Source organism: Arthrobacter oryzae (assembly GCF_003634095.1).
In the GTDB taxonomy this organism is placed as follows: domain Bacteria; phylum Actinomycetota; class Actinomycetes; order Actinomycetales; family Micrococcaceae; genus Arthrobacter; species Arthrobacter oryzae.
In genome coordinates this window covers 294,786-319,345 of the sequence record NZ_RBIR01000003.1, presented here as the reverse complement: position 1 = coordinate 319,345, position 24,560 = coordinate 294,786, and the positions used below count along the sequence as shown (strand labels likewise).

The 24,560-nt window shown below is 65.6% G+C and carries 22 protein-coding genes; 14 read left to right on the top strand and 8 right to left on the bottom strand.

Annotated elements, in window-relative coordinates:
- Positions 1-22 precede the first annotated feature (22 nt).
- Positions 23-1,408 carry a protoporphyrinogen/coproporphyrinogen oxidase gene (locus tag C8D78_RS09125; protein WP_120953284.1) on the bottom strand — a complete coding sequence of 462 codons (1,386 nt, stop codon included), beginning with the start codon at positions 1,406-1,408 and terminating at the stop codon, positions 23-25.
- A 91-nt stretch (positions 1,409-1,499) separates the two neighbouring features.
- Positions 1,500-2,861 carry an MFS transporter gene (locus C8D78_RS09120; protein WP_120952669.1) on the bottom strand — a complete coding sequence of 454 codons (1,362 nt, stop codon included), beginning with the start codon at positions 2,859-2,861 and terminating at the stop codon, positions 1,500-1,502.
- Positions 2,862-3,154: 293 nt separating this feature from the next.
- Here C8D78_RS09120 and C8D78_RS09115 point away from each other — a divergent pair, with 293 nt between their 5' ends.
- The 4 genes from C8D78_RS09115 to C8D78_RS09100 all read left to right on the top strand — a co-directional run bounded on the left by C8D78_RS09115 (position 3,155) and on the right by C8D78_RS09100 (position 8,074).
- Positions 3,155-3,835 carry a GntR family transcriptional regulator gene (locus tag C8D78_RS09115; protein ID WP_208641914.1) on the top strand — a complete coding sequence of 227 codons (681 nt, stop codon included), beginning with the start codon at positions 3,155-3,157 and terminating at the stop codon, positions 3,833-3,835.
- 612 nt (positions 3,836-4,447) lie between these two features.
- Complete coding sequence (locus C8D78_RS09110; protein ID WP_120952666.1) at positions 4,448-5,857, top strand: MFS transporter; 1,410 nt, start codon at positions 4,448-4,450, stop codon at positions 5,855-5,857.
- Positions 5,858-5,918: 61 nt separating this feature from the next.
- Positions 5,919-7,175, top strand: coding sequence for an aminopeptidase P family protein (locus C8D78_RS09105; protein ID WP_120952663.1), 1,257 nt, complete (start codon positions 5,919-5,921; stop codon positions 7,173-7,175).
- An 86-nt stretch (positions 7,176-7,261) separates the two neighbouring features.
- The gene (locus C8D78_RS09100; protein ID WP_244208320.1) at positions 7,262-8,074 is read left to right on the top strand and encodes an IclR family transcriptional regulator; all 813 of its coding nucleotides are present in this window, start codon (positions 7,262-7,264) and stop codon (positions 8,072-8,074) included.
- A gap of 13 nt (positions 8,075-8,087) precedes the next feature.
- Here C8D78_RS09100 and C8D78_RS09095 read toward each other — a convergent pair whose 3' ends face one another.
- Positions 8,088-9,632 (bottom strand): PucR family transcriptional regulator, encoded by a 1,545-nt coding sequence (locus C8D78_RS09095; protein ID WP_120952657.1) that lies wholly within the window; start codon positions 9,630-9,632, stop codon positions 8,088-8,090.
- A 106-nt stretch (positions 9,633-9,738) separates the two neighbouring features.
- On the opposite strand from C8D78_RS09095, the gene C8D78_RS09090 reads away from it, so the two are divergent.
- The gene (locus C8D78_RS09090) at positions 9,739-11,274 is read left to right on the top strand and encodes a purine-cytosine permease family protein (protein WP_120952654.1); all 1,536 of its coding nucleotides are present in this window, start codon (positions 9,739-9,741) and stop codon (positions 11,272-11,274) included.
- A gap of 15 nt (positions 11,275-11,289) precedes the next feature.
- A complete protein-coding gene (locus C8D78_RS09085) occupies positions 11,290-12,258 on the top strand; it encodes a polysaccharide deacetylase family protein (RefSeq protein WP_120952651.1) in 969 nt (322 codons plus the stop codon).
- 84 nt (positions 12,259-12,342) lie between these two features.
- Here C8D78_RS09085 and C8D78_RS09080 read toward each other — a convergent pair whose 3' ends face one another.
- Positions 12,343-13,449 (bottom strand): M20/M25/M40 family metallo-hydrolase, encoded by a 1,107-nt coding sequence (locus tag C8D78_RS09080; protein WP_244208319.1) that lies wholly within the window; start codon positions 13,447-13,449, stop codon positions 12,343-12,345.
- A gap of 472 nt (positions 13,450-13,921) precedes the next feature.
- Between C8D78_RS09080 and C8D78_RS09075 the strand changes: the two genes are divergently transcribed.
- From C8D78_RS09075 to C8D78_RS09055, 5 genes are all read left to right on the top strand, one after another.
- Complete coding sequence (locus C8D78_RS09075; protein WP_167467884.1) at positions 13,922-15,016, top strand: extracellular solute-binding protein; 1,095 nt, start codon at positions 13,922-13,924, stop codon at positions 15,014-15,016.
- 1 nt (position 15,017) lies between these two features.
- Complete coding sequence (locus C8D78_RS09070) at positions 15,018-15,905, top strand: ABC transporter permease (protein ID WP_120952642.1); 888 nt, start codon at positions 15,018-15,020, stop codon at positions 15,903-15,905.
- The gene (locus C8D78_RS09065; protein ID WP_120952639.1) at positions 15,892-16,719 is read left to right on the top strand and encodes an ABC transporter permease; all 828 of its coding nucleotides are present in this window, start codon (positions 15,892-15,894) and stop codon (positions 16,717-16,719) included. Before C8D78_RS09070 ends, C8D78_RS09065 begins: the two co-directional genes overlap by 14 nt.
- Before the next feature lie 9 nt (positions 16,720-16,728).
- Positions 16,729-17,850, top strand: a complete 1,122-nt coding sequence (locus C8D78_RS09060; RefSeq protein ID WP_120952636.1) for an ABC transporter ATP-binding protein — start codon at positions 16,729-16,731, stop codon at positions 17,848-17,850.
- A 510-nt stretch (positions 17,851-18,360) separates the two neighbouring features.
- A complete protein-coding gene (locus C8D78_RS09055; protein ID WP_167467883.1) occupies positions 18,361-18,792 on the top strand; it encodes a DUF7793 family protein in 432 nt (143 codons plus the stop codon).
- 56 nt (positions 18,793-18,848) lie between these two features.
- Here the strand turns inward: C8D78_RS09055 and C8D78_RS09050 are convergent, their stop codons facing one another.
- The gene (locus tag C8D78_RS09050; RefSeq protein ID WP_120952630.1) at positions 18,849-19,739 is read right to left on the bottom strand and encodes a helix-turn-helix transcriptional regulator; all 891 of its coding nucleotides are present in this window, start codon (positions 19,737-19,739) and stop codon (positions 18,849-18,851) included.
- Between the two features lie 161 nt (positions 19,740-19,900).
- On the opposite strand from C8D78_RS09050, the gene C8D78_RS09045 reads away from it, so the two are divergent.
- Positions 19,901-20,944 (top strand): NAD(P)-dependent alcohol dehydrogenase, encoded by a 1,044-nt coding sequence (locus tag C8D78_RS09045; protein WP_120952627.1) that lies wholly within the window; start codon positions 19,901-19,903, stop codon positions 20,942-20,944.
- 149 nt (positions 20,945-21,093) lie between these two features.
- Here C8D78_RS09045 and C8D78_RS09040 read toward each other — a convergent pair whose 3' ends face one another.
- Positions 21,094-21,414 carry a GYD domain-containing protein gene (locus C8D78_RS09040; protein ID WP_120952624.1) on the bottom strand — a complete coding sequence of 107 codons (321 nt, stop codon included), beginning with the start codon at positions 21,412-21,414 and terminating at the stop codon, positions 21,094-21,096.
- A gap of 229 nt (positions 21,415-21,643) precedes the next feature.
- On the opposite strand from C8D78_RS09040, the gene C8D78_RS09035 reads away from it, so the two are divergent.
- The gene (locus C8D78_RS09035) at positions 21,644-21,973 is read left to right on the top strand and encodes an antibiotic biosynthesis monooxygenase (RefSeq protein WP_120952621.1); all 330 of its coding nucleotides are present in this window, start codon (positions 21,644-21,646) and stop codon (positions 21,971-21,973) included.
- Positions 21,974-22,037: 64 nt separating this feature from the next.
- On the opposite strand, the gene C8D78_RS09030 is transcribed toward C8D78_RS09035, so the two are convergent.
- Both C8D78_RS09030 and C8D78_RS09025 read right to left on the bottom strand, forming a co-directional pair.
- Positions 22,038-22,640 (bottom strand): DUF6919 domain-containing protein, encoded by a 603-nt coding sequence (locus C8D78_RS09030; protein WP_120952618.1) that lies wholly within the window; start codon positions 22,638-22,640, stop codon positions 22,038-22,040.
- Positions 22,641-23,210, bottom strand: coding sequence for an SRPBCC family protein (locus C8D78_RS09025; protein ID WP_120953278.1), 570 nt, complete (start codon positions 23,208-23,210; stop codon positions 22,641-22,643).
- 277 nt (positions 23,211-23,487) lie between these two features.
- On the opposite strand from C8D78_RS09025, the gene C8D78_RS09020 reads away from it, so the two are divergent.
- Positions 23,488-24,471: an ABC transporter substrate-binding protein gene (locus C8D78_RS09020; RefSeq protein WP_120952615.1), complete on the top strand. Its 984-nt coding sequence runs from the start codon at positions 23,488-23,490 to the stop codon at positions 24,469-24,471.
- Positions 24,472-24,560: the final 89 nt, after the last annotated feature.

The following is a 24,560-nucleotide window of genomic DNA, read 5'->3' as shown; positions in this document are numbered from 1 at the left end:
GTTGGGGCAGGGGGTGGTTGGTTCAGGCGACGATCGAGAGGCCGGAATGGGGCGGGGCCTGGCGGTGCGTGGCCAGCAGGCTGGCGGCCTCCTGTGCTGCCGAGAACCCGGTGGTGATGGAGCTTTCGGTGTAGAGGGTGCCGAGATAGTCTCCGGCGAGGAAGACGCGGTCGGTGCCGCGCATGAGCGTGGACTGGAGCTTGGCCCGGCCGGGGAAGCAGTAGGGGGAGGCATTCTTCCACCGGTCCGTCTTGGCCTCGACGACGCTGTCCGCGAACCCGTGGCCGAGGACCTGATCGAGGTCGGTGAGGTGGGTCTGGATGACTTCCTCGTCGCTCTTGTCCAGCAGCGCACGGCCCAGGCCGGCCGGTGAGAACGTCATGAAGCTGCCCCCGGGCTTCCGCGCAGACTCCGAACCACGGACGATGCTCGCCTGGTTCAGGGCGATCGCGAACGAACGCTTTGGGGCCGCGATGGCATAGATGTCGTCCCAAGGCCGCGCCGAGGTCTCGTTGGTCAGGAAGGCGGTGCTGACATGCGGGCCGTACTTGATCTGGCTGAGTGCGCCGCGTAGGTCCGCCGGAAGGTCGACGCCAATTTTGTGGGACACATTAGCGGTGGTTGCGAGGACGACGGTTCGGGCTTCCACTTCATGGTCGACGCCGCCCTGGCTGTACCGGACGAGGACGGAGTCCTTCTTGTGCACGACCTCCTGCACCGTGGCTCCGAGCTGGATGCGGTCGCCCAGCGAGACCGCAATCGATTCGGTGAGGGTGGACGGGCCGCCGACAATGCCCTGACTGAGTCCCTGGCCGATGCCCAGCACCAGGCTGAAATACCCGATGCCGGCGCCCGCAGAGATCTGGTCCATGTCGCCGGCTGAGCGGGTGACGGTGGTCTTGAATAGTGCCGCAGCGTCCTCCGACAGGTTTCCAATGAAGTCCAGGAACGAGCTGTCGTTCTCGAAGTCATAGATGCGCTGCTGCCGCGTAGCGCCGGATTCCCCCGCACGCTTCCTCACGACGCCCGTGTATTTGGCGACGCCGCTGACCACCTTGAGTCCGGCCCGCAGGGTGTCCACCCTGGATGAAAAGGACATCGGGATCCGGAACGGGTACGTGGCGATGTGTCCCTTGCGGATGAATTTGCCGTTCATGGACAAGGCCTGGAGGGAACCGGGGATCTGAACGGCCGTCACGCCGACCTCATTGAGCAGGGCATCTGTGGACGATCCGGCACCGGCGAAGACGTGTCCTCCCCAGTTCAGCCAGTAGGCGCCCCGGCGTTCCGAGCGGATCCGTCCGCCCACGCGGTTTCCGGATTCCAGCACCACAGTGTCCCAGTGCCGCAGGCGCCATGCTGCCGAGAGTCCGGCGAGGCCGCCACCGACGATTACTACGTCTTTCATGATCATGACTTTCTTGGTTGGTGGCGGATCCGGCCGGTGTGCGGCCGGATCCGCGGGTAGTGGTTGCGTTCGAGTTGCCTAGTTGATTCGTTCAGGCGATGGCCCTAGCGGCGGCTTTCCCCCGGACCTTTCCCTTGGGTTTTCCCGGCAGGGCTGCCGCTTCGGTCAAGGTCATTCCGCGGGTTTCCGGCGCCCAGGCCATGGAAACGGCCATGCCGATCAGGGTGACGATTCCGGCGATGATCATGGTGGTTCCGATGCCGAGCGTCGTCAGGGCGATGGGCACCAGGTAGGTTCCGGTGGCGGCTCCGATGCGGCTGAGCGACGAGGCCAGGCCGACGGCGGATCCCCGCACCTCGGTGGGGAACAGCTCGTTGGGGTAGACCCACTGCATGATCTGGGTGCCGCCGATCAGGAGGGCGTAGGCGGCGAAGAGGGACATGATGATCCACGTATCAGCCTCGGGGAAGAGTCCCAGGGCGAGGAGGGCCAGGCCGCTCCAGAGGAAGCTGTGGATGATGAGGGGGCGCCGGCCCATTTTGTTGACGAGGAACACGGCAACCAGGCAGCCGAGGAGGAACATCACGGTGATGGCGGCGGAACCAATGTGCGCCAGGTCTCCGCCGAGCTTGAGGGCTCCAAGGATTGCCGGCCCGAAGGCGTAGACGGCGAAGAGGGGGACGATTGAACAGGTCCAGAAGATGGTGATGAACGCCATGCGTTTGCCATAGCCCGACTTCAGGAGCTCACCAACGCCGACCTTGCTGCCGGCTTCCTCCGGCAGGTCGGCCAACGTGACCTCCGGACCGTAGACCCGCTTGAGCACCTGGGCGGCCTCCTCAAGCCGGCCGACCTTGACCAGCCAGCGGGGCGATTCAGGGGTACCGATGCGGAGCAGGACGATGATGAGGGCCGGGATGGCCGAGCTGGCGAGCATCCAGCGCCAGCCGTTTTCGAACGTGAGCAGGAACTGGCCGACGATGTAGGCGACGGCGGCACCGACAAACCACATAGTGACAAAGGCCCCCAGCATCGGGCCGCGCCAGCGTTTGGGGGTGAATTCGGCAAGCAAGGAGGTCGCGATCGGGTAGTCGGCCCCCACGGCGAAGCCGATGAGGAGCCGCAGGATGATCAACCAGAACGGATCGTTCACGAACGCCTGGGCGACGGAACAGGCAACCAGCGCGATGAGATCGACCGTGAAGAGCAGGTGCCGGCCGAACTTGTCGGTTAGCCAGCCGCCGAGGAACGCGCCGAAAAAGATGCCCACCAAGGCTGCTGCCCCGATCATCCCCTGTTCGGACGGTGAAAGGTTGAACTGCGGGGTGATCTGGATCATCGCGACGCCGACAATGCTGAGGATGTAGCCGTCGACGAAGGGTCCCCCGGACGAGTACAGGGCCAGTTTTTTATGGAAAGACGAGAGAGGGGCGTCATCAACTATGTGGGACATTTGCATTCCTTTCGGAACTGGGATGGGCCGGTCTTGGCGGGCCCTGGGGGAGTATTGGTGCCGTTTCCCGGCTGGACGCAGTCGTCATCGGCAACGAACGACCGGTATGCGTAGAACTTGCGAACCTTTCCCCGCCGAGTCTTAGGAGGGGGTGTCAGCAGCTTGTGTGACATAAACCACTGTAAGATGTGATCACAAATCACACAAGAGCGGATCTGAACTTTTTTCCGATCCGAATCCCGGTGGCATGGCAAGGGAGACGCCGATGGGGGAGGGGAGGCTATATTTGATCTGTGGTCATATCCAAGCGCGTAGTCCCAACCCTGTTGACTGATCAGGTCTATGCGATGATTCACGAGGCAATCCTCAACGGCGATCTTCCGGCCGGCGCCAGGTTGCGGGTGCGCGATCTTGCCGAGCAGGTTGGCACGAGTGTCATGCCTGTCCGCGAGGCGATCCGGCGTCTTGAAGAAGCGGGGCTGGCCGAGCGGGAGCCGCACAAGGGCGCCGTCGTGAAGAGCCTCTCGCTGGAGGAACTGATCCATGTCTACGACGTCCGCAGGCTGTTGGAGACGGAGGCTGCGCGGCTGGGAAGCGAGCGGATCACGGCCCAGGACTGCGACAGGATGCAGGCTGAATATGAGCTAATGCGGGCGGCCATTGCCGAGCGCAGGGTCATTGCGCTGCTGGATCATGACGAGGCCATGCTGAGCATCCTCTATGAAGCTGCGGGAAACCCGGTTCTGGTTCAGATGATCCGCACGCTTTGGCAGCACTGCCGGGCGTACAAGATCGTCGGTGCCCAGGGTTCGCTGGACACTGAGGGCGATGACTCCCTGTGGAGGTATCAGCAGGATTTGATCGCGGCCGCACGGAAGAATGACGTCCAAGCCGCCGGTTCCGTCAACGAGGCATCTCTTCTCGATGCCTCTGAACGCATCAAAGCGCGGCTGGCAGCGCAGAGCGCGGGCTAGCCGGACGCTCTTCGTGCCCGCCGATGCGCAAAATGCCTGCGGACGCCCGAATAGCCGCCGCGCCAGGTATTTTCCGCGTCGCCGAACCGAATGGGCGTCGCCGGACAGTGAGCGCGTCGAGCCTCAGCCGTTTTTCTTCCAGCGCTTCGGCCACTTCACGTGCAGCAGGAGCAGGCCAAGCAGGAGCGAGTCGACGGTCATAATTCCAGCCAGGAGATAGGCCCACCCGGCCATCACGGCTGGCCCGCTGCGCCGCGGCCGGCCGTGCGCTCTCTTGCCTGAATGCGCATGACGATCTCCTGACGTGGACCCCCCGGTCGTTCGATTGTTTTGCCCAGTGTGCCACCGCATCAGCCGGGGCGGAACCGCCATGCCGCCCGGCTCAAGCTTTTCCCAAGTTCGCCCGCGCCGGCGTATCCCAAGCAACCAAGTCACGCTGAGTGCAACCACTTCGGCCTGGTCCGGAGCATCCGCCGGGCGACGTCTGCGAGTTTTCTCAACAAACTGATGCGCAGATCCGAAGCAAAAAAGCATTGACTGTGTTCTGTGTCACGCATAATCTGGTGCAACAGCGTTGCAGTGAATGCAACTCCAAAACACTTTGGTGGACACATGAGTAACGAAACTTCCTCCCCCGCCAGTCTTGCGGGGCCGACAGGCCCGGAGTCGAATAGCGGGCATGGCAGTACTTCCTCCGGACAAACCACGTTGAGCGGCCAAGCGGCCCCAAGTGGGCACGATCCCGCAGTCAGCAAGGAAACCCGACGGCGGGTAGTCGCCGCCAGCTTCATCGGTAACTTCGTCGAATGGTTCGACTACGCCGTCTACGGCTACCTGGCCGCAACCATCGCCGCGGTCTTCTTCCCCGAGTCCAATCCCCAGACCGCGCTCCTGCTCACTTTCGCCCTGTTCGCCATCTCGTTCCTGGTGCGGCCGCTTGGCGGCTTCGTCTGGGGCCACATCGGCGACCGGGTGGGGCGCAAGACCGCGCTTTCCCTGTCAATCCTGATCATGTCCGGAGCGACCTTCAGCATCGCCCTCATCCCGGGGTTCAACTCCATCGGCATCTGGGCCCCGATCCTTCTCCTGGTGGTGCGCGTCGTCCAGGGTTTCTCCGCCTCCGGCGAATATGCCGGGGCATCCGCCTTCCTGGTGGAATACGCGCCGGCCAACAAGCGCGGCCTGTACGCGGCGGTGGTTCCGGCCAGCACCGCCGCGGGCCTCCTGCTCGGCTCCCTGCTCGCTGGCCTGCTGACCATCCTGCTCAGCGCCGAGGCGATGCAGAGCTGGGGATGGCGTCTGCCGTTCCTGCTCGCCGCCCCGATGGGCCTGATCGGACGCTACATCCGCACCAAGCTGGAGGACACCCCGGTGTTCCGCGAACTGGCCGAAGAGGACCAGGCCATCAAGGCCCCGGTATCCAGCCTCTTCCGGCGCCACTGGCGGCTGCTGCTGAAGGCGGTCGGAGCCGTGCTGCTCAACGCCGTCGGGTTTTACGTCATCCTCAGCTACATGCCGACCTATCTGTCCGCGGAACTGGGCCTTGGTGCGGCCGAATCCTTCCTGGCCACCACCATCGCGCTGGTGACCTATATCGGGTTCATCTTCCTGACCGGAATGCTCTCGGACCGCTACGGACGGAAGAAGGTCCTCATCGCCGCGTCGCTGAGCTTCATCGTGCTCACCGTGCCGGCCTTCGCCCTGCTGGGCACCGGGAACTTCCTGGTGATCGTTCTGGTCCAGATCCTGCTGGGCGGCATGCTCACGCTCAATGACGGCACGCTCCCGAGCTTCCTGGCCGAAATGTTCCCCACCCGCGTCCGTTACAGCGGCTTCGCCGTCAGCTTCAATCTCTCCAACGCACTCTTCGGCGGCACCGCGCCGTTCATGGCCACCCTGCTGATCGCCGCGACGGCCAATCCCCTGGCCCCGGCCTGGTACCTGGCCGGCGCCGCCGCCATCTCCCTGATCGCCGTCGTTCTCTCCCGGGAAACCAGCAAAGAACCACTGCGCCACGAGTAACCGCGGCCGGCGCCCACTTCTTCCCTCCTAAGAAACCGAACCGCAGAAAGGCACCACCACCATGACCATCACGACTTCCGACAACGCCTCGTCCATCGCCGAACTGGAGCGACTGAAAGTCCTGCACAACGGGCAGAAGGAAAAGCTGACCTTCTCCGACACCGAATTTGAACGCCGGCTCGGCGGACTGCGCCGGATCATGGCAGAGAAGGACCTCGACGCCGTCGTCCTGACCAGCTACCACTCCATCAAGTACTACTCCGACTTCCTGTTCACCTACTTCGGCCGGTCCTACGCCATGGTGGTCACCAAGGACGACACCGTGACCGTCACGGCCAACATCGACGCCGGGATGCCGTGGCGGCGCAGCTACGGCGACAACGTGGTCTACACGGACTGGCGCCGGGACAACTACATCTTCGCCATCCAGGAAGCGCTCCGCACCCGGGGCATCAACCCCCGCCGGCTCGGTGTCGAGGACGATTCACTCCCGCTGGACAACCGGAACAAGATCCAGGCGGCCTTCGCCGGGGCCACCCTGGTGGACGTGGCCCAGGCCGCCATGCGCCAGAGGATGATCAAGTCGGCCGAAGAGATCGAGGTCATCAAGCACGGAGCCCGGATCGGTGACCTCGGCGGCGAGGCCATCCGCAACGCCATCACCGCCGGCATCACCGAGTACGAGGTCGCCCTGATCGGCACCGAAGCCATGGTCCACGAGATCGCCCGGACCTTCCCGGACTCGGAAATCCGTGACACCTGGGTTTGGTTCCAGTCCGGCATCAACACCGACGGCGCCCACAACTGGGCCACCACGCGCAAGATCCAGGAACACGACATCCTGTCCCTGAACTGCTTCCCCATGACCTCCGGCTACTACACGGCACTGGAGCGCACCCTGTTCTACGGCGAACCCGACGCCCGTTCCCTGGAGCTGTGGAACATCAACGTGGAAGTCCACAAGCGCGGCCTCGAACTCATCAAGCCGGGAGCCGTCTGCAAGGACATCGCCGCCGAGCTGAACGAGATCTACGTGGGCCACGGCCTGCTCGCCAACCGGACATTCGGCTACGGCCACTCCTTCGGCGTCCTGAGCCACTACTACGGCCGGGAAGCCGGACTGGAACTCCGCGAGGACATCGACACCGTGCTGGAGCCCGGCATGGTGGTGTCCATGGAGCCCATGATCACGGTCCTGGACGGCCAGCCCGGCGCCGGCGGCTACCGTGAACACGACATCCTGGTGGTAGGCGAGGACGGCGCGGAGAACATCACGAAGTTCCCCTTCGGCCCCGAGTACAACATCGTGGGCGCCTGACCGGTCCACGCCACCGGCCAAGAAGCGGCGCCACGTCCCACGTGGCGCCGCTTTTTCGGCCCTCATGCGGAATGATGGTAGACACCATGACCCCAGCAGAATCTCCCGAGACCACCGGAAACGGCGACGCCAAGGGCACCTCCGTCATAGTCAACGCCATCGCCGTGCTGCGAACGTTCACCGCCGACGAACCACTGCTCGGCGTCACCGAAATCGCCAACCGGGTGGGGCTGCACAAGAGCACCGTGTCCCGGATCCTCGCCACCTTCGAACAGGAACACCTGGTGGAACGGGACCCGGAAAGCCGCCGCTTCCGGCTGGGGCTGGGACTGATCGCCGTCGCCGGGCCGCTGCTGGCTGAACTGGAAGAACGGCGTGTGGCCTACCCTGTACTGCGCGAACTCACCGAACAGACCGGCGAAACCAGCGCCCTCATGGTGTGGAACGGCGCCGAGTCGATGTGCGTGGAACAGATCGCCAGCCACCACCAGATCAAGCACACCACCCCGCTGGGCGCCCGCTACACGGATGCCATGAGCGCCTCCGTCCAGGTCTTCCTGTCCGTCCAGCCGGCCGAACGCGTCCGGACACTGCTGCGCAGCGGAGCGATCAGCTATCCGGGACTCGACGACGCCGGCCTGGACGGTTACCAGATCAAGCTCAAGGATGTGACGGGCCGCGGTTGGGCTATCAACTACGGCGAATCCTCCATCGACGAAGTGGGCGTCGCCGCTCCCGTCTACGACCACCGCGGCGACATCGTGGCGGCCGTCCTCATCTCGGCTCCCCGGTTCCGCGTCTCCCGTGAAAGGCTGCAGAGCCTGGGGGAAGCGTGCGCAACGGCGGCCCGCAGGATCACCACACGCCTGGGCGGCCGCGCCGTCCGGGGCGAGGGCTGACCCCCTTACTGCCTCACCTGAGCTGTGCCAGCCGGGCGGCCACGTGTAACGCCGCCAGCCGGCCCGTGCCCCGGGGGTCGCCGCCGCACAGCTCGAAGATCCGTTGCAGCCGTTGATGCATCGACTGCCGTTCCACATGCAGCTCCCTGGCCGCCTGGGCCGTGTTGCACCCGGAATCCAGCCACGTGGCCAGCGTGCCGAGCAGCCGGGAATTGCGGTGCGCATCGTGATCCAGGAGTGCGCCCAGCTGCTGGCGGACGAACTTTCGCCGTTGATCCGCGTCCAGGCTTCCCACCGCGAGGCGTTCGACGGCGAATGCCTCGGCATCGATGACGGGGCTGGGCTGGTCCTTTGGTCCCGCCGGCGATTGTCCCAGGGCGTCCGCTAGTTCCAGGCTGAGCCTGGCTTCTGACAAGGACCACGGAGCTTCCGAGATTCCGGCTGCCAGCGGCCCAAGGGCAACGACAGTATCCGCCAGGCCCGGAAGGCCCCGCAGGCCGTCCAGGAGTGCGCGCCGGCTTTCCCTGGGATCATCGCCGCGCAGGACGGCCACGGCCAGGAGCTCGGCGTTGTCGACATAGGTGGCGCTGGGCTGCGCCCCCCGGGACAGCAGCTGCTCCACGGGCGCCCGGAGCTGCTGGAGCATGTTCGAGCGGACCACGACAGCCACGAGCGGCGCGGCGGCCGGAATTCCGGCCGCGGACGCCAGTTGCTGGAGCCGCCAGATCTGGCTGCCGGAATCAACCGCGCGCAGCAGGGCCGCGCCCGCGACTTCCTTCAGCCCCGGAGACATCCGCTGCAGCAGTGCCAGCGCCAGAATGTCCACCGAACGGTTCCCGGCGGTGCGGGCCAGGTTCTCGTCCTCGGCCGCCGGGACCCGGAGCATCAGCTGCGCCGCAAGGATGCCGCGGATCGGCACGTCGATGTGGATCAGATGTGCCTGCTCCTGCGGCCCAAGGGCGGCGAGGTCTGTCTCGGCGCCCTCCGCCTGCCCCGGTGCTGCGCTGGCCAGGGTGGCGCCCGAAAGGGACGTCAGCGTCACTTCGGCGTGGGTGATGCCGGCCAGCACGGCGAGGATCCGGTCCAGGCCCCCGCCGTGCGCCAGCTCGACGGCCATCGCATGACTGGCCTCGTCGGCCTGCCGCAACTGGGACACCGAGTCACTGACCAGCATCGAGTTAATGGCCTGGGTGACCCCCACGAAAGGCACCACGCCGCGCAGTTCGATCAGTGGCAGGCCGGCGGCTTCGGCTGCCGCCACCATTGAGGACGGGAGCGACGGCAGGGCAGCCCCGGTTTCGATGGCCACGGCCGCCACACCCCGCTCCGCCAGCTGCCTGACATAGGTGATTCGGCGCTCCTCGGAGGCGAGAGCGAGGGCTTCGCCGCCGGTCAGCAGCAGCTCCCCGCCGGCCAGCAGGGGAGCGATGTCAATAATTTCGCTGGAGTGGATCCACCGGAGCTGCGTCCGGGCAACGGCCCGGGCCCCGGCCCGGACGACGGGATCGGCCGCCGCCAGGGTTGGGTGATTCAGCGCATCCTGAAGATGTATTGACATGACACTCCGTCGCATCGATCTGGGTTTGTTTAGACACATTGTATATAGGTTGATGTGGCATGGGCCACATAATCTTGAAGCACCCCAATCGCTCACGGAGGCTCCAATGCGTGAAAAATCCCCAGCGGCCGCAGCCGGCACGGCACCAGCGGCCAGCGTAGACCACGAAGCGTGGCTTCAGCCCATCCCCGAATCACAGCGGACCCGCAAGGTCTCCGGCCAGTTCTGGATCTGGGCCGGCGCCAACCTCGCCCCGATCAACTGGGTGCTCGGAGCGCTCGGCATCCAGCTCGGTCTCGGGTTTGCGGACACCGTCACCGTCCTTGTCCTAGGAAACCTGATCGGCATGCTGCTCTTCGGATGCTTCGTCCTGCTCGGCCAAAAGACGGGAGCCACCGGCATGGTGCTGGCCCGGGCCGCCTTTGGCCGGCGCGGCAACTACCTGCCGGCGGCCATCCAAGCCTTCCTGGTGATCGGCTGGTGCGCAGTCAACACCTGGATCATCCTGGACCTGGTCATGGCACTGTTCGGAACCCTGGGATGGGTTGATCCGGAGGCCCACAACTACGCGTGGAAGATCGGCATCGCCACCCTCATCATGGCCGCCCAGGTGGCCATCGCATGGTTCGGGTACAAGGCCATCGCGGCGTTCGAAAAGTGGACCGTCCCGCCGACAATCATCATCCTGACCGTGATGTCCGCCGTCGCCTGGTTCGGCATGAAGATCAACTGGACCTATGCGGGCCCGGCAGGCCACATTCTGGAAGGCTCCGAACGCATCGCCGCGATGAGCGCCGTCATGACGGCCATCGGCATCGGCTGGGGCATCACCTGGTTCACCTACGCCGCCGATTACTCCCGCTTCGTCAGCACCTCGGTGCCCAAGCGCAAGGTCTACCTCGCCTCGGTGCTGGGCCAGTTCATTCCGGTCGTCTGGCTGGGCATCCTGGGGGCCAGCCTGGCCACCAACACCGGTGAAATCGATCCCGGAAAACTCATCGTGCTGAACTTCGGCGCGCTGGCCCTGCCCGTGCTGCTCATGGTGCTGCACGGCCCCATCGCCACCAACATCTTGAACATCTACACCTTCTCCGTGGCCACGCAGGCACTGGACATCTCCATCAGCAGGCGCAAGTTGAACCTGTTCGTCGGCGCCTTCTCCCTTGCCGCCGTGATCTTCTTCATCTTCCAGGAGGATTTCGCCGCCGTGCTGGACGCCTGGCTGATCGGGCTGGTCGCTTGGGTGGCCGCCTGGGGTGGCGTCATGCTGGTTCACTATTTCTGGATCGAGAAGCGCTGGCCCGGCAACCCGGAGAGGCTCTTCGACGCCATCGGCACCAAGCGCCTGCCGGGCGTAAATCCGGCCGGCATCGCCTCCCTGCTCATCGGCATCTACGCCACTTGGCTGTTCATGTACGGGCTGGTGCCGGCGATGCAGGGACCCGTCGCCGTCGCGCTGGGCGGATGGGACCTGTCCTGGCTCGCCGGGGGACTCGCCAGCGCCGCGGCCTACGCCATCCTGGGCCCGCGGTTCCACCGCAAGTTCCTCGATCTTCCCGCCCCCAGGGAACAGGCCGTTGAGGTTTCCGTGCCCCAGGCCGCCGACCTTCCGGTCACGTCCACCACCCCCGCCGCCCTTTAGCAGGAGACCACTACCGTGACCTTCCCCGCCTTCGCTGACACCGCCCATCCCATCACCTGGCCCGAAGGCCACCGCGCCGCGGCGTCCTTCACCTTCGACGTCGACGCCGAATCCTGCACGATCGCCCATGATCCGCGGAGCACCAGGCGCATGTCCCTCATGACGCACCAGTCCTACGGGCCCAAGGTTGCCGTCCCGCGGATCCTGCAGATCCTGGCGCGCCAGGACATCCAGGCGACGTTCTTCATCCCGGGCTTCACCGCCGAATGCTACCCGGACGTCGTCCGCCGGATAGCCGACGGCGGCCACGAGATTGCCCACCACGGATACCTGCACGAACCGATGCAGGGCATCGACGCCGCCACCGAGGCGCGGTACCTGGACCGGGGCCTGGAGGCTCTGGCTAAAGCCGCCGGCGTCCGGCCGGCGGGCTACCGCGCCCCGTGGTGGGAGCTCAACTGGCATTCTCCTACCCTGCTGGCGGACCGCGGCTTCCTGTATGACTCAAGCCTGCTCGACGGCGACGCCCCCTACCGCTTCAGCGTTGCCGAGGGAGACCCCCGCGACCTCGTGGAGATCCCCGTCGACTGGGCCCTGGACGACTGGGAGCAATACGCCTTCTACCCCGGGGTCACCGGAAGCGGTGTCATCGAAAGCCCCGCCAAAGTCCTCGAAATGTGGACACTCGAGGCCGAGGCGCACCACGCCGCGGGGAGCTGCTTCGTCCTGACCAACCACCCCTTCATCTCCGGCAGGCCCTCCAAGGCCGTGGCTTTGGAACAGCTGATGGACCGGGTCAAATCCCTGGACGGCATGTGGGTCACCACCCTGGAAAAGATCGCCCGCCACACCCGAGACTCCGTCCAGGAAATCCACACCCATGCCCGCATTGCGGTGCCGGAATTCCCGGACACCGGCGCGCGGTTCACTCCGGCGGCCGTGCGGCAGCCGCAGGGAACACTCCCGCTGCCAGCCCGGAGCTGACGCCAGGGACTTTTCGAAAGCAGGCAGGACAGATCCTCCGCGCGGCCCTCTTCAGGAGCGGTCCGGGCGGGGGACCTTTCCGCGTCAGGCGGGTTTGGCCATCGCGTAGGCCACGGTGGCGTAGGCCAGGGCTCCGGACATTTCCTGGAGCAGCTCGGAATTGGTGTTGGCGATCGTGTCACAGGACTCGTGATAGCAGGGATCGAGGACCTTGCCGGCCGCGCCGCCAAAGGACTGGGCCTGCGCCACGGACTTTCTCTTCTCATCTCCGGTGAACAGCCCGCCGCCGGGAATGCCTGCCGAGAGGAACGCGTCGTAATCGGAGCCGCCGTCAAACGGCGTGGTCTCGGCCGTAAGCGAGTTGTCCTTGAAGTACTGGAAGAAGATGTCCTCGATCGCCTTTGACCCGGCCGGCCCGGCGTGGCCGAAATCCGAGCCGTCCCCGTCATGGACGGACCGTACGCCGTTGGGCGAGGCCGCCATGTCCACGTTGAGGTTCGCCGCTGTCTGGCTGAGCTCGGCCTGGCTCAGTGCGTCGACGTAGTGCTGGGACCCGTATAGTCCGTCTTCCTCCCCGCCCCAGAACGCGAAGCGGACCCGGTTGGCCGGGGTGATCCCGGCCTCCTTCATCCACCGCGCGGTCTCCAGGACCGCCGCCACCCCGCTGCCGTTGTCATTGATCCCCGGCCCCTCCTTGACGGAGTCCAGGTGCGCGCCCACCACGATGGTGTGCTTGGCGCTGCCCCCGGTATCCGCGAGGATGTTGAAGGACTCAACTCTCGGCTTGCCCCGGCGGCCGGCTTTGAAGGAGAAGGTCTGCCGCACCGGTGAATATCCGGCCGCGCGCAGCTGCTCCTCGACGTACTTGGCCGATTCCTCATACCCGGAAGTGCCGGAAGCGCGGGTTCCCCCGTTGGCATCGGCAATACTCTGCAGGGCCTTCAGGTGATCGGTCATGCCCCGGGACTTGAAAGTCGCCAGCACCGTCCGGGCGTCCACAGTGCTCACCGGCGCCAACGGGGGCACGGCTGCGCTGGGGGTGGCGGGCTTGGCCGGCCTGGTACCTGCGCCGTAGTGAGTGCCTGAGTCGCCGGGTAGGGCGTCGGACGGTGTTCCGGAGGTGCAGGCCGACGTCGAGAGCAGGACGATGGCGAGGACCGAGGGCAGTAGGTGCTTTCTGAGAGTGATCATCTGGGGACCCATCTGTCGTCGGTACCAGCTCGCTTGTTCCGGCTCCAATGGTCACGACGCCCGCCACGGACGCTGCAGTGAGTCGCGGCCACCCTTGCCCGGAAAATACGCCTATCAGGTCGAACCATTGTCAGCCTTTCGGGCCGATCTGCAATAGCACTCCCGGCTGTGAATCTGCTGTGCATTAGCCGTGCCGGGTGGTGCAGGCGCCGGATTGCGGGGAAGTGTGAGGCCGGAAATTCCACGGTTTCTTAAAGCAATACAACTGTTGACTAGTGAGCAACTTCACAGTTACAGTTGCGAAACCGAAAAGCCGCCGGAAAGCGGACTCGAGAGCTCCAGGTGGAATGGACGGCGTGCGCGAACCGCCGCTGTCACTTCTTCTCACTTCCCGCGCTACACAGTCACCGCACCCCGCAACTCCGGCACGTCTTCCTTCGGCGTGCCTGCGTACATGAGAGGCAATTTCCCCATGACAGCATTCCGCTCCGCCCCCTTTGACCGCCGGCAACTCCTCAAAGCCGCAGCGCTTACGCCGCTTGCGGGACTGGCCCTCTCCGGCTGCGGGGCCAAACCGGCCGAAAGTGCTGCCGCGAACAAGACGGTCACGGTCACCTCTTACGGGGGCTCCTACAACGACCAGCTGACGCAGACGATCCTGGACCCGTTCTCCAAGCAGTCCGGAATCCAGACGACGCTGCTGGCCAACACGAGCCTGGCCGCGCTCAAGGCGCAGGTGCAGTCCGGCGACGTGCAGTGGGACCTCGTGGAAATCACGGCGCCGGAGTATGAGGTGGCCGTGGCCGAGGGGCTGCTGGAGAAGTTTGACTACAACATCATCAGCGACAAGGGCCTGCCCGGATACGCGAAGGCCGACTACGGCATCAAGTACCTGAGCTTCCTGTTCGTCATGGCGTGGGACCAGAAGGTCATTTCTGACGCGCAGGCGCCGAAGGACTGGGCCCAGTTCTTCGATCAGAACAAGTACGGCACCAAGCGCTCGGTGTACAACCAGCTCTCAGACAGTTCCATCCTGGAAGCGGCACTGCTGGCCGACGGTGTTCCGTTCGACAAGATCTATCCCCTCGACGTCGACCGGGCCCTGCGGGTCCTCGGCCAGCACCCGGGCAAGGACAAGCTGATCTATCACTCCGCCAACCAGGAGCCCATCCAGCAGCTCACCTCCGGCGAGGTGTCGCTGTCCACCAGCTTCAACAACCGGATCAACGCGGCCCGCCACGACGGCGCGAAGTTGAACTTCTCGGCCCAAAATGCCGTACTGGCCGGCGACTACTTCGTGGTGCCGAAGGGTGCCAAGAACAAGGAAGCGGCCTTCAAGCTGATGAACTTTATGTCCAACGACGCCGAGGCCGGCGCCGCGTTCGACAAGGTCACGAACCTGACCCTGGCCAACACTCCGGCGCTGTCCAAGCTGCCGAAGGAGATCGCCGACTCCCTTCCCACCAGCCCCCGACTCGCGGACAAGCTGCTGGTCCGCGACGACAAATGGTGGTCGCAGAACCTGAAGCAGACCGAGCAGAAGTTCAAGCTCTGGCAGGCCAGCTGAGATGAGCAACGCAACCTTGGCGGGGCCGCGGCCCCGGGGCAGGGATTCCCCTCCTTCCGCTGATTCGACACCCCGACGGCGGCGCAGCGGGTGGTGGCTGCTGCTCGCCCCGATCCTCGCCTTCGACGTGGTGCTGTTCCTGACGCCGCTGGGCAAACTGGTCGGCGCAAGCTTCGCGGACAACGCCTACCAGCGGGTCCTCGAGGACCCGCTGGTGTTGCGGGCGCTGGTCAATACCCTGACCATCAGCCTCGTGAGCACCATCGTGACTGTGGTGCTCGGCTACGTCATCGCCATGGTCCTTTGGCGTGCCGGGAACGTCACCCGGGTGATCCTCTTCGCCGTCGTGCTCCTGCCGTTCTGGACCGGGATCCTGGTGAAAAACTTCGCCTGGGCGGTCCTGCTGCAGGACAACGGTCTGGTCAACGCGTTCCTGCAGGGGATCGGGCTGACGGACGCGCCGATCCCGCTGCTCCACAACCGGTTTGCCGTGATCGTCGGCATGGTGCACTGCCTCCTGCCGTACGCGGTGTTCCCGATTTTCTCCTCGCTGACATCCATTGATGACAGGCTCGGGCTCGCGGCCCGGTCGCTTGGCGCACGGGAAGGATCCGTCTTCCGCAGGATCACCCTCCCGCTGAGTTTGCCGGGCATCTCCGCGGCGGGGTTGTTGGTCTTCATCATCAGCACCGGTTTCTTCATCACGCCCGTGGTGATGGGCGGGCCCGGTGACATGATGATCGCCAACCAGATCGACTACTACGCCCGGCAGCTCACGGACTTCTCCGGGGCAGCGGCGCTGGCCGTGATCCTGACGGTCATGGTCAGCATCCTGGTGGCCGTCTACCAGCGTGTACTCAAGGCCGGGGGCCAACATGAAGACAACTAATCCGCAGCAGCGCGCACTCGCGCTGTTCTCCATCCCCGTTTTCCTCTTCCTCGTGATTCCGACGGCGATTGTGGTGCCGGTGGCGCTGAACGACAGCCGCTACATCACCTTCCCGCCGGAGGGAATTTCCTTCGCCGCGGTGGCGGGATTCTTTGCCGACCGGGCATGGACGTCGGCCCTGACGGCCAGCCTCCAGTCGGCGGGGATCGCCGTCGTCATCGGGGTGCTGTTGGGGGCTACCGCGGCAATCGGTCTGCACGGGCGCAAATTCCCGGGGCAGCCCGCCGTCGTGGGCCTGATCCTGGCGCCGATGATCGTGCCCACCGTGGTGCTGGCGCTGGCGTTCTACCAGTTCTTCATCTCGGTGGGCATGGTGGGCAGCATCGTTCCCATCGGCCTTGCGCATGCGGTGATCGCGACCCCGTACGTCTATCTGACCACCCGGGCAAGCTTGGCCGGGCTCAACCCTGCTCTGGTCAGGTCGGCGCAGAGCCTCGGGGCCGGTGCCCTTTCGGTTCTCCGCCACGTGTATCTGCCCGTCATCTTGCCGGGCCTGATCTCCGGGGCGCTGTTCGCGTTCTCGGTCTCCATTGACGAGACCGTGATGTCGCTCTTCATGCAGTCACCGGGGGCGACCACCCTGCCGGTCAAGATGTTCACCGACATTCAGTTCAACCTGACCCCGAAGATCGCCGTGTCCTCCGCCCTGCTGGTCAGCGTGGCCACCGTCGGGCTTCTGCTCCAAGTCATGTTTGTCCTCAAGCGCCGCTCCTCGGCTCGGATGCTGCCGCTGGCCGTGTCCGCACAAACGTAAGGAAAGTCGATGACCGCATCAGTAATTTCCGCGGGCTCAGTTCCGCGGTCCGGGCGTGCCGCGCAGGGCGCCATTGAGCTCCGCCGGGTCAGCAAACGGTACGGCGACGTCGTTGCCGTGGACGAGCTGGACCTGACGGTTCAGCCCGGCGAGTTCGTCACCCTGCTGGGCCCCAGCGGTTCCGGCAAGACAACAACGATGATGATGGTGGCCGGGTTTGAGGAGCACACCGCCGGCTCGGTCCTGATCGACGGCAGCCCGGTGGACACGCTGCCGCCGCGGGAACGGAATCTCGGCGTCGTCTTCCAGAACTATGCGCTGTTTCCGCACATGAGCGCCCTGGAAAACGTTGAGTTCGCCCTCCGGATGAGGAAGGTTCCGGGCCCGGAACGCCGCCAGCGCGCCTCGGAGGCCTTGGACCGTGTGGGGCTGGGCAAGATGGGCGACCGCAAGCCCCGTCAACTCTCCGGCGGCCAGCAGCAGCGGGTGGCGCTGGCCAGGGCGCTGGTATTCAAGCCGGCCGCTCTGCTTCTGGACGAGCCGATGGCCGCCTTGGACAAGCGGCTGCGGGAGCAGATGCAGGAGGAGATCAAGACCCTGCAAAAGAGCCTGGGCATTTCCGTGCTGTTCGTGACCCATGACCAGGACGAGGCCATGGCCATGTCCGACCGGATCGTGGTGATGCGGGACGGGAAAATCGTTCAGTCGGGGCCGCCGGAGGAAGTCTACAACCACCCCGAGACGGACTGGGTGGCCAGCTTCCTCGGCGACACCAACCTCATTCCGTGCACGATCGTGGAACGCGACGGCGAGGAAGCAGTAGTGGACCTGGGCGGGCTCGGCCTGGCAAAGGTCCGGGACCGCGGTGCAAGCGGCGAGAACTACGCCGTGTCCATCCGCCCGGAACACCTGAAGTTCAGAACGCGGACGTCGGCGGGCAACGGATGCGCCGCGACCTTGCTCTCGTCAACGAATTTGGGCGCCACGGTCCGGCACCGCCTCATGGCCGGCGGCCACGAACTGCAGCTTCGTGAGCTGAGCTCGGACCGCGGCGCGGGAATCGTGCCGGATGAGGAACTGTGGGTGGGCTGGGATGCTGACAAGGCCCAACTGCTCGTACTGGAGTCCTGATCCCGGACGGTCCCGATAAGTCAGCCCCGATGCCTCGCCGGACCCCCCGGGTCTGGCCCCCTCGTCCGGGGTGTGTGGCCTGGTCCGGCCGAGTCCGGCCTGGCCCGGCCGGGTCCGGCCCCCTCGTCGGGGTGGACATGCGCTCCTCCCGCGCCAAGGAATGGACATAGGCCCACTATGTCCATTCCTTGGCCGCCCCGGGGAACATGCTCGTTGCTGCGGGGCTGCTGCGGGGGACATGCTCGTTGCTGCGGGGCCGCGCCAGGACATGCTCGTTGCAGCGGACCGGCAGCAGTGAATATGCTCATTGCCGGGCAACGGCGGAGGGCATGTCCCTGCACGCGTGACGGCGGAGGGCGTGTTCCTGCATGCGCGAGGGCGGCCGGGCGTGTCCCGGGAAGCCTCAAGGACGGGCGCCGGGCCGGCGTATGCAGGCGCCCGTGCGGTCCCCGCCACGCGCACCGAGTCTCAAAGCCCCGGCTTAACAAGGCCGGCCCTAGAATGGTCCCAATGATGCCAGGACACATAACCGCAGCGCAGGGAAAGAACGTGCTCAGCGTCAGCGCGGGCATCATCACCTCTGTCTGGATGCCCGGTTCCGTGGTTGACGTCCATGACGCCGTGGACGCTATGCGGGCCGTCGAGCAGGTCACCGGCGGAACCCCAATGCCGATGCTCTCTGAAATGACGGACGTGGAGATCAGCGCGGCCGCCAGGTACGAGTTCGCCCAGACCACAGGGGTGTTGGCGATTGCGGTGCTCGGATCCAGCACAGTGGATCGGGTGGTGGCGGCGGCCATGAAGCGGCACACGCGGTATCCCCACGAGTTCTTCACGTCCAGGGACGCCGCGATGGCTTGGCTGAACCAGTACACCCCCGGATATACCCCCGGCGGCAGCCAGCCCGAAGGATACGCGGACGGCATTTCCGCCCTGACCTGAGAACTCCGCCTAAGAACTCCGGCCTGAGAACTCCCGCCTGGCGCCGCGGCGTGCGGTCAGGCTTTGTCAGCGGTGGCGGCAGCGGCCGCCTTGATCTGCGGATTGGTCGCGGCCCAGCTGGCCAGGAGCCGCAGCGCGTCTTCCGATCCGGAGCCGGGCTCGGCGTTGTACACGAGCAGGGACAGCCCGGTGTCGGCCGAGATGTCCAAGGCCTCGTACATCAGGTGCAGGTCCCCGACCACCGGGTGACGGATGTGTTTGATCCCGGTGTAGTGCAGGCGGACATTGTGCGCGGCCCAAAGCGTGCGGAATTCCTCGCTCCTGGTCGAAAGTTCGCCGACCAGATCGGTCAGCCCGCGGTCATAGGGGTCCCTGCCGGCCTCGGTGCGCAGGATTGCTACAGTGTCGTTCGCCGCACGCTCCCAGTCCGGGTAGAAGCTGCGCGAGCGGTCGTTCAGGAAAATGAACCGGGCATGGTTGGCCGGGCGGGCCGGACCCGTATACATGTCCGAATACAGGGCATAGCCGAGCGGATTGGCGGCGATGATGTCCATGCGCCCGTTGTGGACAAGCGCGGGCGCGTTGGTGATCGCGTTCAGCGTCAGCTGAATATTCCGTCGTACGGATTCCGCGGGACGGGGACGACGCCGGGTCCGGCTGCCCGGCGCCGCGGCCCGGGCCAGATCGAAAAGGTGCGCCCGTTCGGCGTCGTCGAGCTGCAGGGCCCTGGCCACCGCTTCCAGCACGCCCTCCGAAACGCCGGACAGGTTCCCCCGCTCCAGCCGGGTGTAATACTCGACGCTGACGCCTGCCAGCAGGGCGACCTCCCCGCGGCGCAGCCCGGGCACGCGGCGCTTTGCGCCGTAGACCGGCAGCCCCGATTGCTCGGGGGTGATTTTCGCCCGGCGCGAGGCAAGGAATTCGCGGGTCGCGTCTCGATTGTCCATGCCATCAACGTTAGGCGTTACGGCTCCCTAAGGGAGACCCTGCCAGTACCCCTATCAGCAGGGACTCCCTCAGCGCGGCGATGAGGGGTTTGATGGATGGTGTTCCGTTGAACCACCCCCAACGACGGAACAACACCCAAGACCAACAAGCAGGAGATTCATTGCTCACCGTCAACGCTTACGCATCACCGTCCGCGACCGAGCCGCTCGTCCCCACCACCGTTGAGCGCCGCGATGTGGGACCGCATGATGTCCTGATCGAGATCAAGTTCGCCGGGATCTGCCATTCGGACATCCACACCGTCCGCGGCGACTGGGGACCCCAGTCCTACCCCCTGGTCCCGGGCCACGAAATCGCCGGAATCGTCACCGAGATCGGCTCCGCCGTCACCAAGCACGCTGTCGGGGACCGCGTCGGCGTCGGCTGCATGGTCAATTCCTGCGGCGAATGCGTCAACTGCCAGGCCGGCGAGGAGCAGTACTGCCTGTCCGGCAACACCGGCACCTACGGCGCCGTGGACCGTGACGGCACCGTCACCCAGGGCGGCTACTCCACCCACGTGGTGGTGACCGAGGACTTCGTGGTCACCATCCCCGAGGGCATCGAGCTCGACGTCGCCGCGCCGCTTCTGTGCGCCGGCATCACCACCTACTCGCCGCTGCACCACTGGGGCGCCGGTCCCGGCAAGAAAGTCGCGGTTGTCGGCCTGGGCGGGCTTGGCCACATGGCCGTCAAGATCGCCCACGCCATGGGCGCCGAGGTCACGGTCCTGTCCCAGTCGCTGAAGAAGCAGGAAGACGGCCTCAAACTGGGCGCGGACCATTACTACGCCACGAGCGACGAGAACACCTTCACCGATCTCGCCGGCAGCTTCGACCTCATCATCAACACGGTCAGCGCCTCGATCGACATCAGCTCCTACCTGCAGCTGCTGGCCCTCGACGGCGCACTGGTCAACGTCGGCGCCCCCGCCGAGCCGCTCCCGGTGAACGCATTCGCGCTCATCGGCGGCCGCCGTTCCTTCGCCGGGTCGATGATCGGCGGGATCCGTGAAACCCAGGAAATGCTCAACTTCTGCGCCGAGCACGGCCTGGGTGCCGAGATCGAGGTCATCCCGGCCGACAAGATCAACGACGCCTACGAGCGCGTCCTCGCCTCGGACGTCCGGTACCGCTTCGTGATCGATACCGCGACCCTGAGCTAGGGCCGCCGGTCCGAGTTGGCCGACCCCGCCGCCGACGAGGAAAACAGCGTCAAGTAACGCGATGACTGGGCCCGGCCACGCCAAGATCCCTCATGGGACACCGGCGTGGCCGGGCCAGCACTCCCTTTGCCGGAGTGCGTGCCCGTCCTCTACTGCCCCGGAGCCCGGTAGGACGGCTTCTTCGTGGTTGCAGCGTCGACATCTTCCGCCGTCATCAGCGGCTTCAGGTGCAGGTTCACGGCACCGGTGGAATTGATCATCAGTGACAGCGCGACGGCGTCTGCCTGATCGGGGATATCAAAGATCCCTACGACGTCGGTGTCGCCGAAGGCATAGTAAAAGCTATCGAGCGAGCCGCCGACGGATTTAAGGGCCGCGACCACCGCGTCACGCCGTTTGGTGCCGCCCTCACGCATGAGGCCCTTGATGCCGTCGCCAACGTAGTTCGCTTCGAACAGATATTTGCTCATGGTTCTTCCTATCCCGTGACGCCCAGGACATCGGCCTCCCAAGCCTGCCCGATCCCAATGATGGAAGGTCCGGGGCTGGTCCCCGGAGTGGGGCCTGCCCACATGCTAGGCCCTTCCCCTTCACCCAGACAACGGTCTATTGGCGGCCCCGCGCAGCCCCTCGGGCAATCCGGCCCTACCGCCCGCCGGAGGACTGGAACATAATCGCCGTATCAACCCCGTACGGACCATGGAGGAGATCGACGTGTCTGTCTATACGCTCGGAATCTGGCTGGTGCATCCCGGCCGCGAGAACGATTTTGTGCAGGCCTGGCGGGACCTGGCCAGGAAGTCGAAAGAGGATTTTCCCAACGCCAAAGCCGTGCTGATGCACGACCGTGACGTCAAAAACCGGTTCATCAGTACCGGTCCCTGGGAATCCCTCGAACAGATTGAGCAGTGGCGGGATTCTGCCCTGTTCAAGCAGAGCGTCGAGGCAATGAAGGACATGCTGGAACATTTTGAGTCCCGCACGCTGGACGAGGCTGCCAGCATCGGCTGGGATGCCGCCGACATGTAGATAACCGGCCGGCCACGCAGCCGCCGGCCCGCGTTGGCGGGCGTTCCCGCGGACTGTTCACGGGCTACCCGGCCTGCAGCGCCTCAAACACTGCGGGCAGGAGGACATCGTTCCGGCCCCAGACAGGATCGAAGACTTCCACGTACCAGGCGTCCGCTAGGACGAGGGCCAGAGTCTCGTTGGACTCCTCCGCCCAGTCCTTAAGCTGGTCTTCCGCCACCGGCTCTTCGCTGCTTCCCAGCACGGTCACGACGTCGCCGTCCTGCACGGTCACGGGGATGGAGGCGCTGCTCGTCTCCCCGGGAGCGTGGACCACCGTCACAAGGGCCGTCCGGGTGGACAAGGCCAGGAGCGCCATCGCCGTCTCCGGGCTGCAGAAGGCTGTCACGTAGGCGCGTTGTGCAAGTTCTCCGTTCCGAACGCCCGGCTGTGATTCCTTGGTGAAGAGGCCGCTGCGGTTGAGGCGGGCGAGCTCGCCGGCGATGCCCGCGGTCTCGTCGTCGAACCCGGGGGAGAAGACTCCGGGCTGGTACTGGCTGTTGCCCTCGAGCCAGCGCGCGGTCAGTTCGCCGGCCGCCGCGATGGTGCTGGCCTGCCGCCAGACCTCGCGGTCCGCGAGGAGCCGGCCAAAGCCGTCCCGTTCCGTCGTATATCTGTCCTCGGACATTCAAACCTCCTTCGCGGTTGGCGGGGCCGGGGTTTGGGCAACGGTTCGTTCACCGGGCTGGCCCGCGGACACGTCCGCCGGCTGTCCCTGCGGGGCGTGGTGCTGCAGCAGGATGGACAGCCGTTCGCAGCTGGCCCGGAGCGCCTCGAGTTCCCGCCGGCTGTAGTCCTCGATGATTTGATTGATCTGCTCGGCGAGGTGCTCGTCGTCGACCTCGAATCCGTGACTCAGCGTGACCACCGAGAGCCCGTCCGAGAGCCGGATCTCCCAGTCGCCGCCGAGGTGCAGGAGCGGTGGCTCCAGATCCAGCTGCTGGAACTCGGCGCGGTGGCTGGCGGCATCAAAGACGCGCCAGCAATGGCTGGAACTGAGCGCACCGTTGGAAACCACCGACGTGCGGAGCTCGTGCGTGGCGTCGTCACCGCTGACGCGCTCCGAGTAGACCGTCAGGCCGTCGATGAAAGGCCAATGCGAGGCGTCGCGCAGCATGCTGAACACCAGGTCCGCCGGAGCGTTGATGCTGGTCCGGTGCGTGGTCCGGTGCGCAGTGCGCGACGTGCTCGCTGACAAGTTCACCCCTCCTGTGTCGTGCGGTCTTTCTTCAGGTCTTCTATGCAGGCTAGGCCAGTTGAGGGCCGCCGTGAACAATTCCGTCCCCCCGCGTCACGGAGGGCAATGTTCGGTAACACGGCGCCTCCCCGGGCCGTGTCCGCGGACGTCCGATGAACGGGTATTACCGCCTGTATCCTCTGGTTTCACCCGGTTTCGCGGCGCTTTGACCGGCTTTGCCTGCGCCCGGATAGTTGCTGCCACCAGCACCATCGACAACTACTCTCAAGGGGAGAACATGTCCAGTCTTTCGTTCAAATCGGGCGTCACCGTCGCCTTGGCGGCCAGCACCCTCCTGGGTCTCGCGGCCTGCTCCGACCCCGGTGCCGCCGCTGCCGGGGGCACCACGGCGGCGCCGGCGTCCTCTTCCGGCGTCAAGCAGTTCAACCTCTCGCCGCAGCAGGACCGCGTCAAGGTCACGGTGGACGCGGCGGCGGCCAAGCTTGTCCCGGATGCCATCAAAAAGGACGGGAAACTGACCGTGGCGGTGAGCCCGTTCGCGGCGCCGCTGGCCGTCTACGCCACCGATAACAAGACGCCGGTGGGCAATGAGGTGGACATCGCCGTCGCTCTGGCGGAGTCGCTGGGCCTGGAGGCGGACATTGTCCCCACCGCGTGGGCCGACTGGCCGCTCGGCGTCGATTCCGGCAAATACGAGGCAGTGCTCTCCAACGTCACCGTCACGGAGGAACGCAAGCTCAAGTTCGACTTCGCCAGCTACCGCGAGGACAAGTTGGGCTTCTACGCCACGGCCGGGAGCAGCATCACCAAAGTCGAGTCGGCCCCGGACGTTGCCGGCAAGCGCGTGATCGTCGGCTCCGGCACCAACCAGGAAGCAATCCTGCTGCGCTGGGATGAGGAGAACAAGAAAAACGGCCTCAAGCCCGTGGAGTTCCAGTATTTCGACGACGACTCCGCCTCCCAACTTGCCCTTCAGTCCGGCCGGGCGGACCTCTCTTTCGGTCCCAACGCCACGGCCGCCTACAAAGCGGCCACCGACGCCAAGACCAAACTGGTGGGCCTCGTCGACGGCGGCTGGCCCCTGAAGGCCAGCATCGCCGTCACCACCAAGAAGGGCAACGGCTTCGCCGCCGCGGCCCAGGCCGGCCTGAACCACTTGATCCAGGACGGCAGCTACGCCAAGATCCTGGACCGCTGGGGGCTGTCCGAGGAGGCCGTCACGACGTCGGAGCTGAACCCGGCGGGCCTGCCGAAGAAGTAGCCCGCCCCCGACCCGCTCAAACCAACGCGGGGTCACTTCGCGCCCATAATCCCCTCCGGGATGGGCGCGAAGTGACCCCGCGTTGCTTC

Bases quoted from the DNA above. Each gene is read 5' to 3' on its own strand.
- C8D78_RS09055 (WP_167467883.1), top strand. From the start codon at position 18,361: ATGATGCCAGGACACATAACCGCAGCGCAGGGAAAGAACGTGCTCAGC.
- C8D78_RS09075 (WP_167467884.1), top strand. From the start codon at position 13,922: ATGACAGCATTCCGCTCCGCCCCCTTTGACCGCCGGCAACTCCTCAAA.
- C8D78_RS09030 (WP_120952618.1), bottom strand. From the start codon at position 22,640: ATGTCCGAGGACAGATATACGACGGAACGGGACGGCTTTGGCCGGCTC.
- C8D78_RS09065 (WP_120952639.1), top strand. From the start codon at position 15,892: ATGAAGACAACTAATCCGCAGCAGCGCGCACTCGCGCTGTTCTCCATC.
- C8D78_RS09120 (WP_120952669.1), bottom strand. From the start codon at position 2,861: ATGTCCCACATAGTTGATGACGCCCCTCTCTCGTCTTTCCATAAAAAA.
- C8D78_RS09070 (WP_120952642.1), top strand. From the start codon at position 15,018: ATGAGCAACGCAACCTTGGCGGGGCCGCGGCCCCGGGGCAGGGATTCC.
- C8D78_RS09080 (WP_244208319.1), bottom strand. From the start codon at position 13,449: ATGATCACTCTCAGAAAGCACCTACTGCCCTCGGTCCTCGCCATCGTC.
- C8D78_RS09090 (WP_120952654.1), top strand. From the start codon at position 9,739: ATGCGTGAAAAATCCCCAGCGGCCGCAGCCGGCACGGCACCAGCGGCC.
- C8D78_RS09040 (WP_120952624.1), bottom strand. From the start codon at position 21,414: ATGAGCAAATATCTGTTCGAAGCGAACTACGTTGGCGACGGCATCAAG.
- C8D78_RS09095 (WP_120952657.1), bottom strand. From the start codon at position 9,632: ATGTCAATACATCTTCAGGATGCGCTGAATCACCCAACCCTGGCGGCG.
- C8D78_RS09060 (WP_120952636.1), top strand. From the start codon at position 16,729: ATGACCGCATCAGTAATTTCCGCGGGCTCAGTTCCGCGGTCCGGGCGT.
- C8D78_RS09035 (WP_120952621.1), top strand. From the start codon at position 21,644: ATGGAGGAGATCGACGTGTCTGTCTATACGCTCGGAATCTGGCTGGTG.
- C8D78_RS09125 (WP_120953284.1), bottom strand. From the start codon at position 1,408: ATGAAAGACGTAGTAATCGTCGGTGGCGGCCTCGCCGGACTCTCGGCA.
- C8D78_RS09105 (WP_120952663.1), top strand. From the start codon at position 5,919: ATGACCATCACGACTTCCGACAACGCCTCGTCCATCGCCGAACTGGAG.
- C8D78_RS09110 (WP_120952666.1), top strand. From the start codon at position 4,448: ATGAGTAACGAAACTTCCTCCCCCGCCAGTCTTGCGGGGCCGACAGGC.
- C8D78_RS09020 (WP_120952615.1), top strand. From the start codon at position 23,488: ATGTCCAGTCTTTCGTTCAAATCGGGCGTCACCGTCGCCTTGGCGGCC.
- C8D78_RS09050 (WP_120952630.1), bottom strand. From the start codon at position 19,739: ATGGACAATCGAGACGCGACCCGCGAATTCCTTGCCTCGCGCCGGGCG.
- C8D78_RS09100 (WP_244208320.1), top strand. From the start codon at position 7,262: ATGACCCCAGCAGAATCTCCCGAGACCACCGGAAACGGCGACGCCAAG.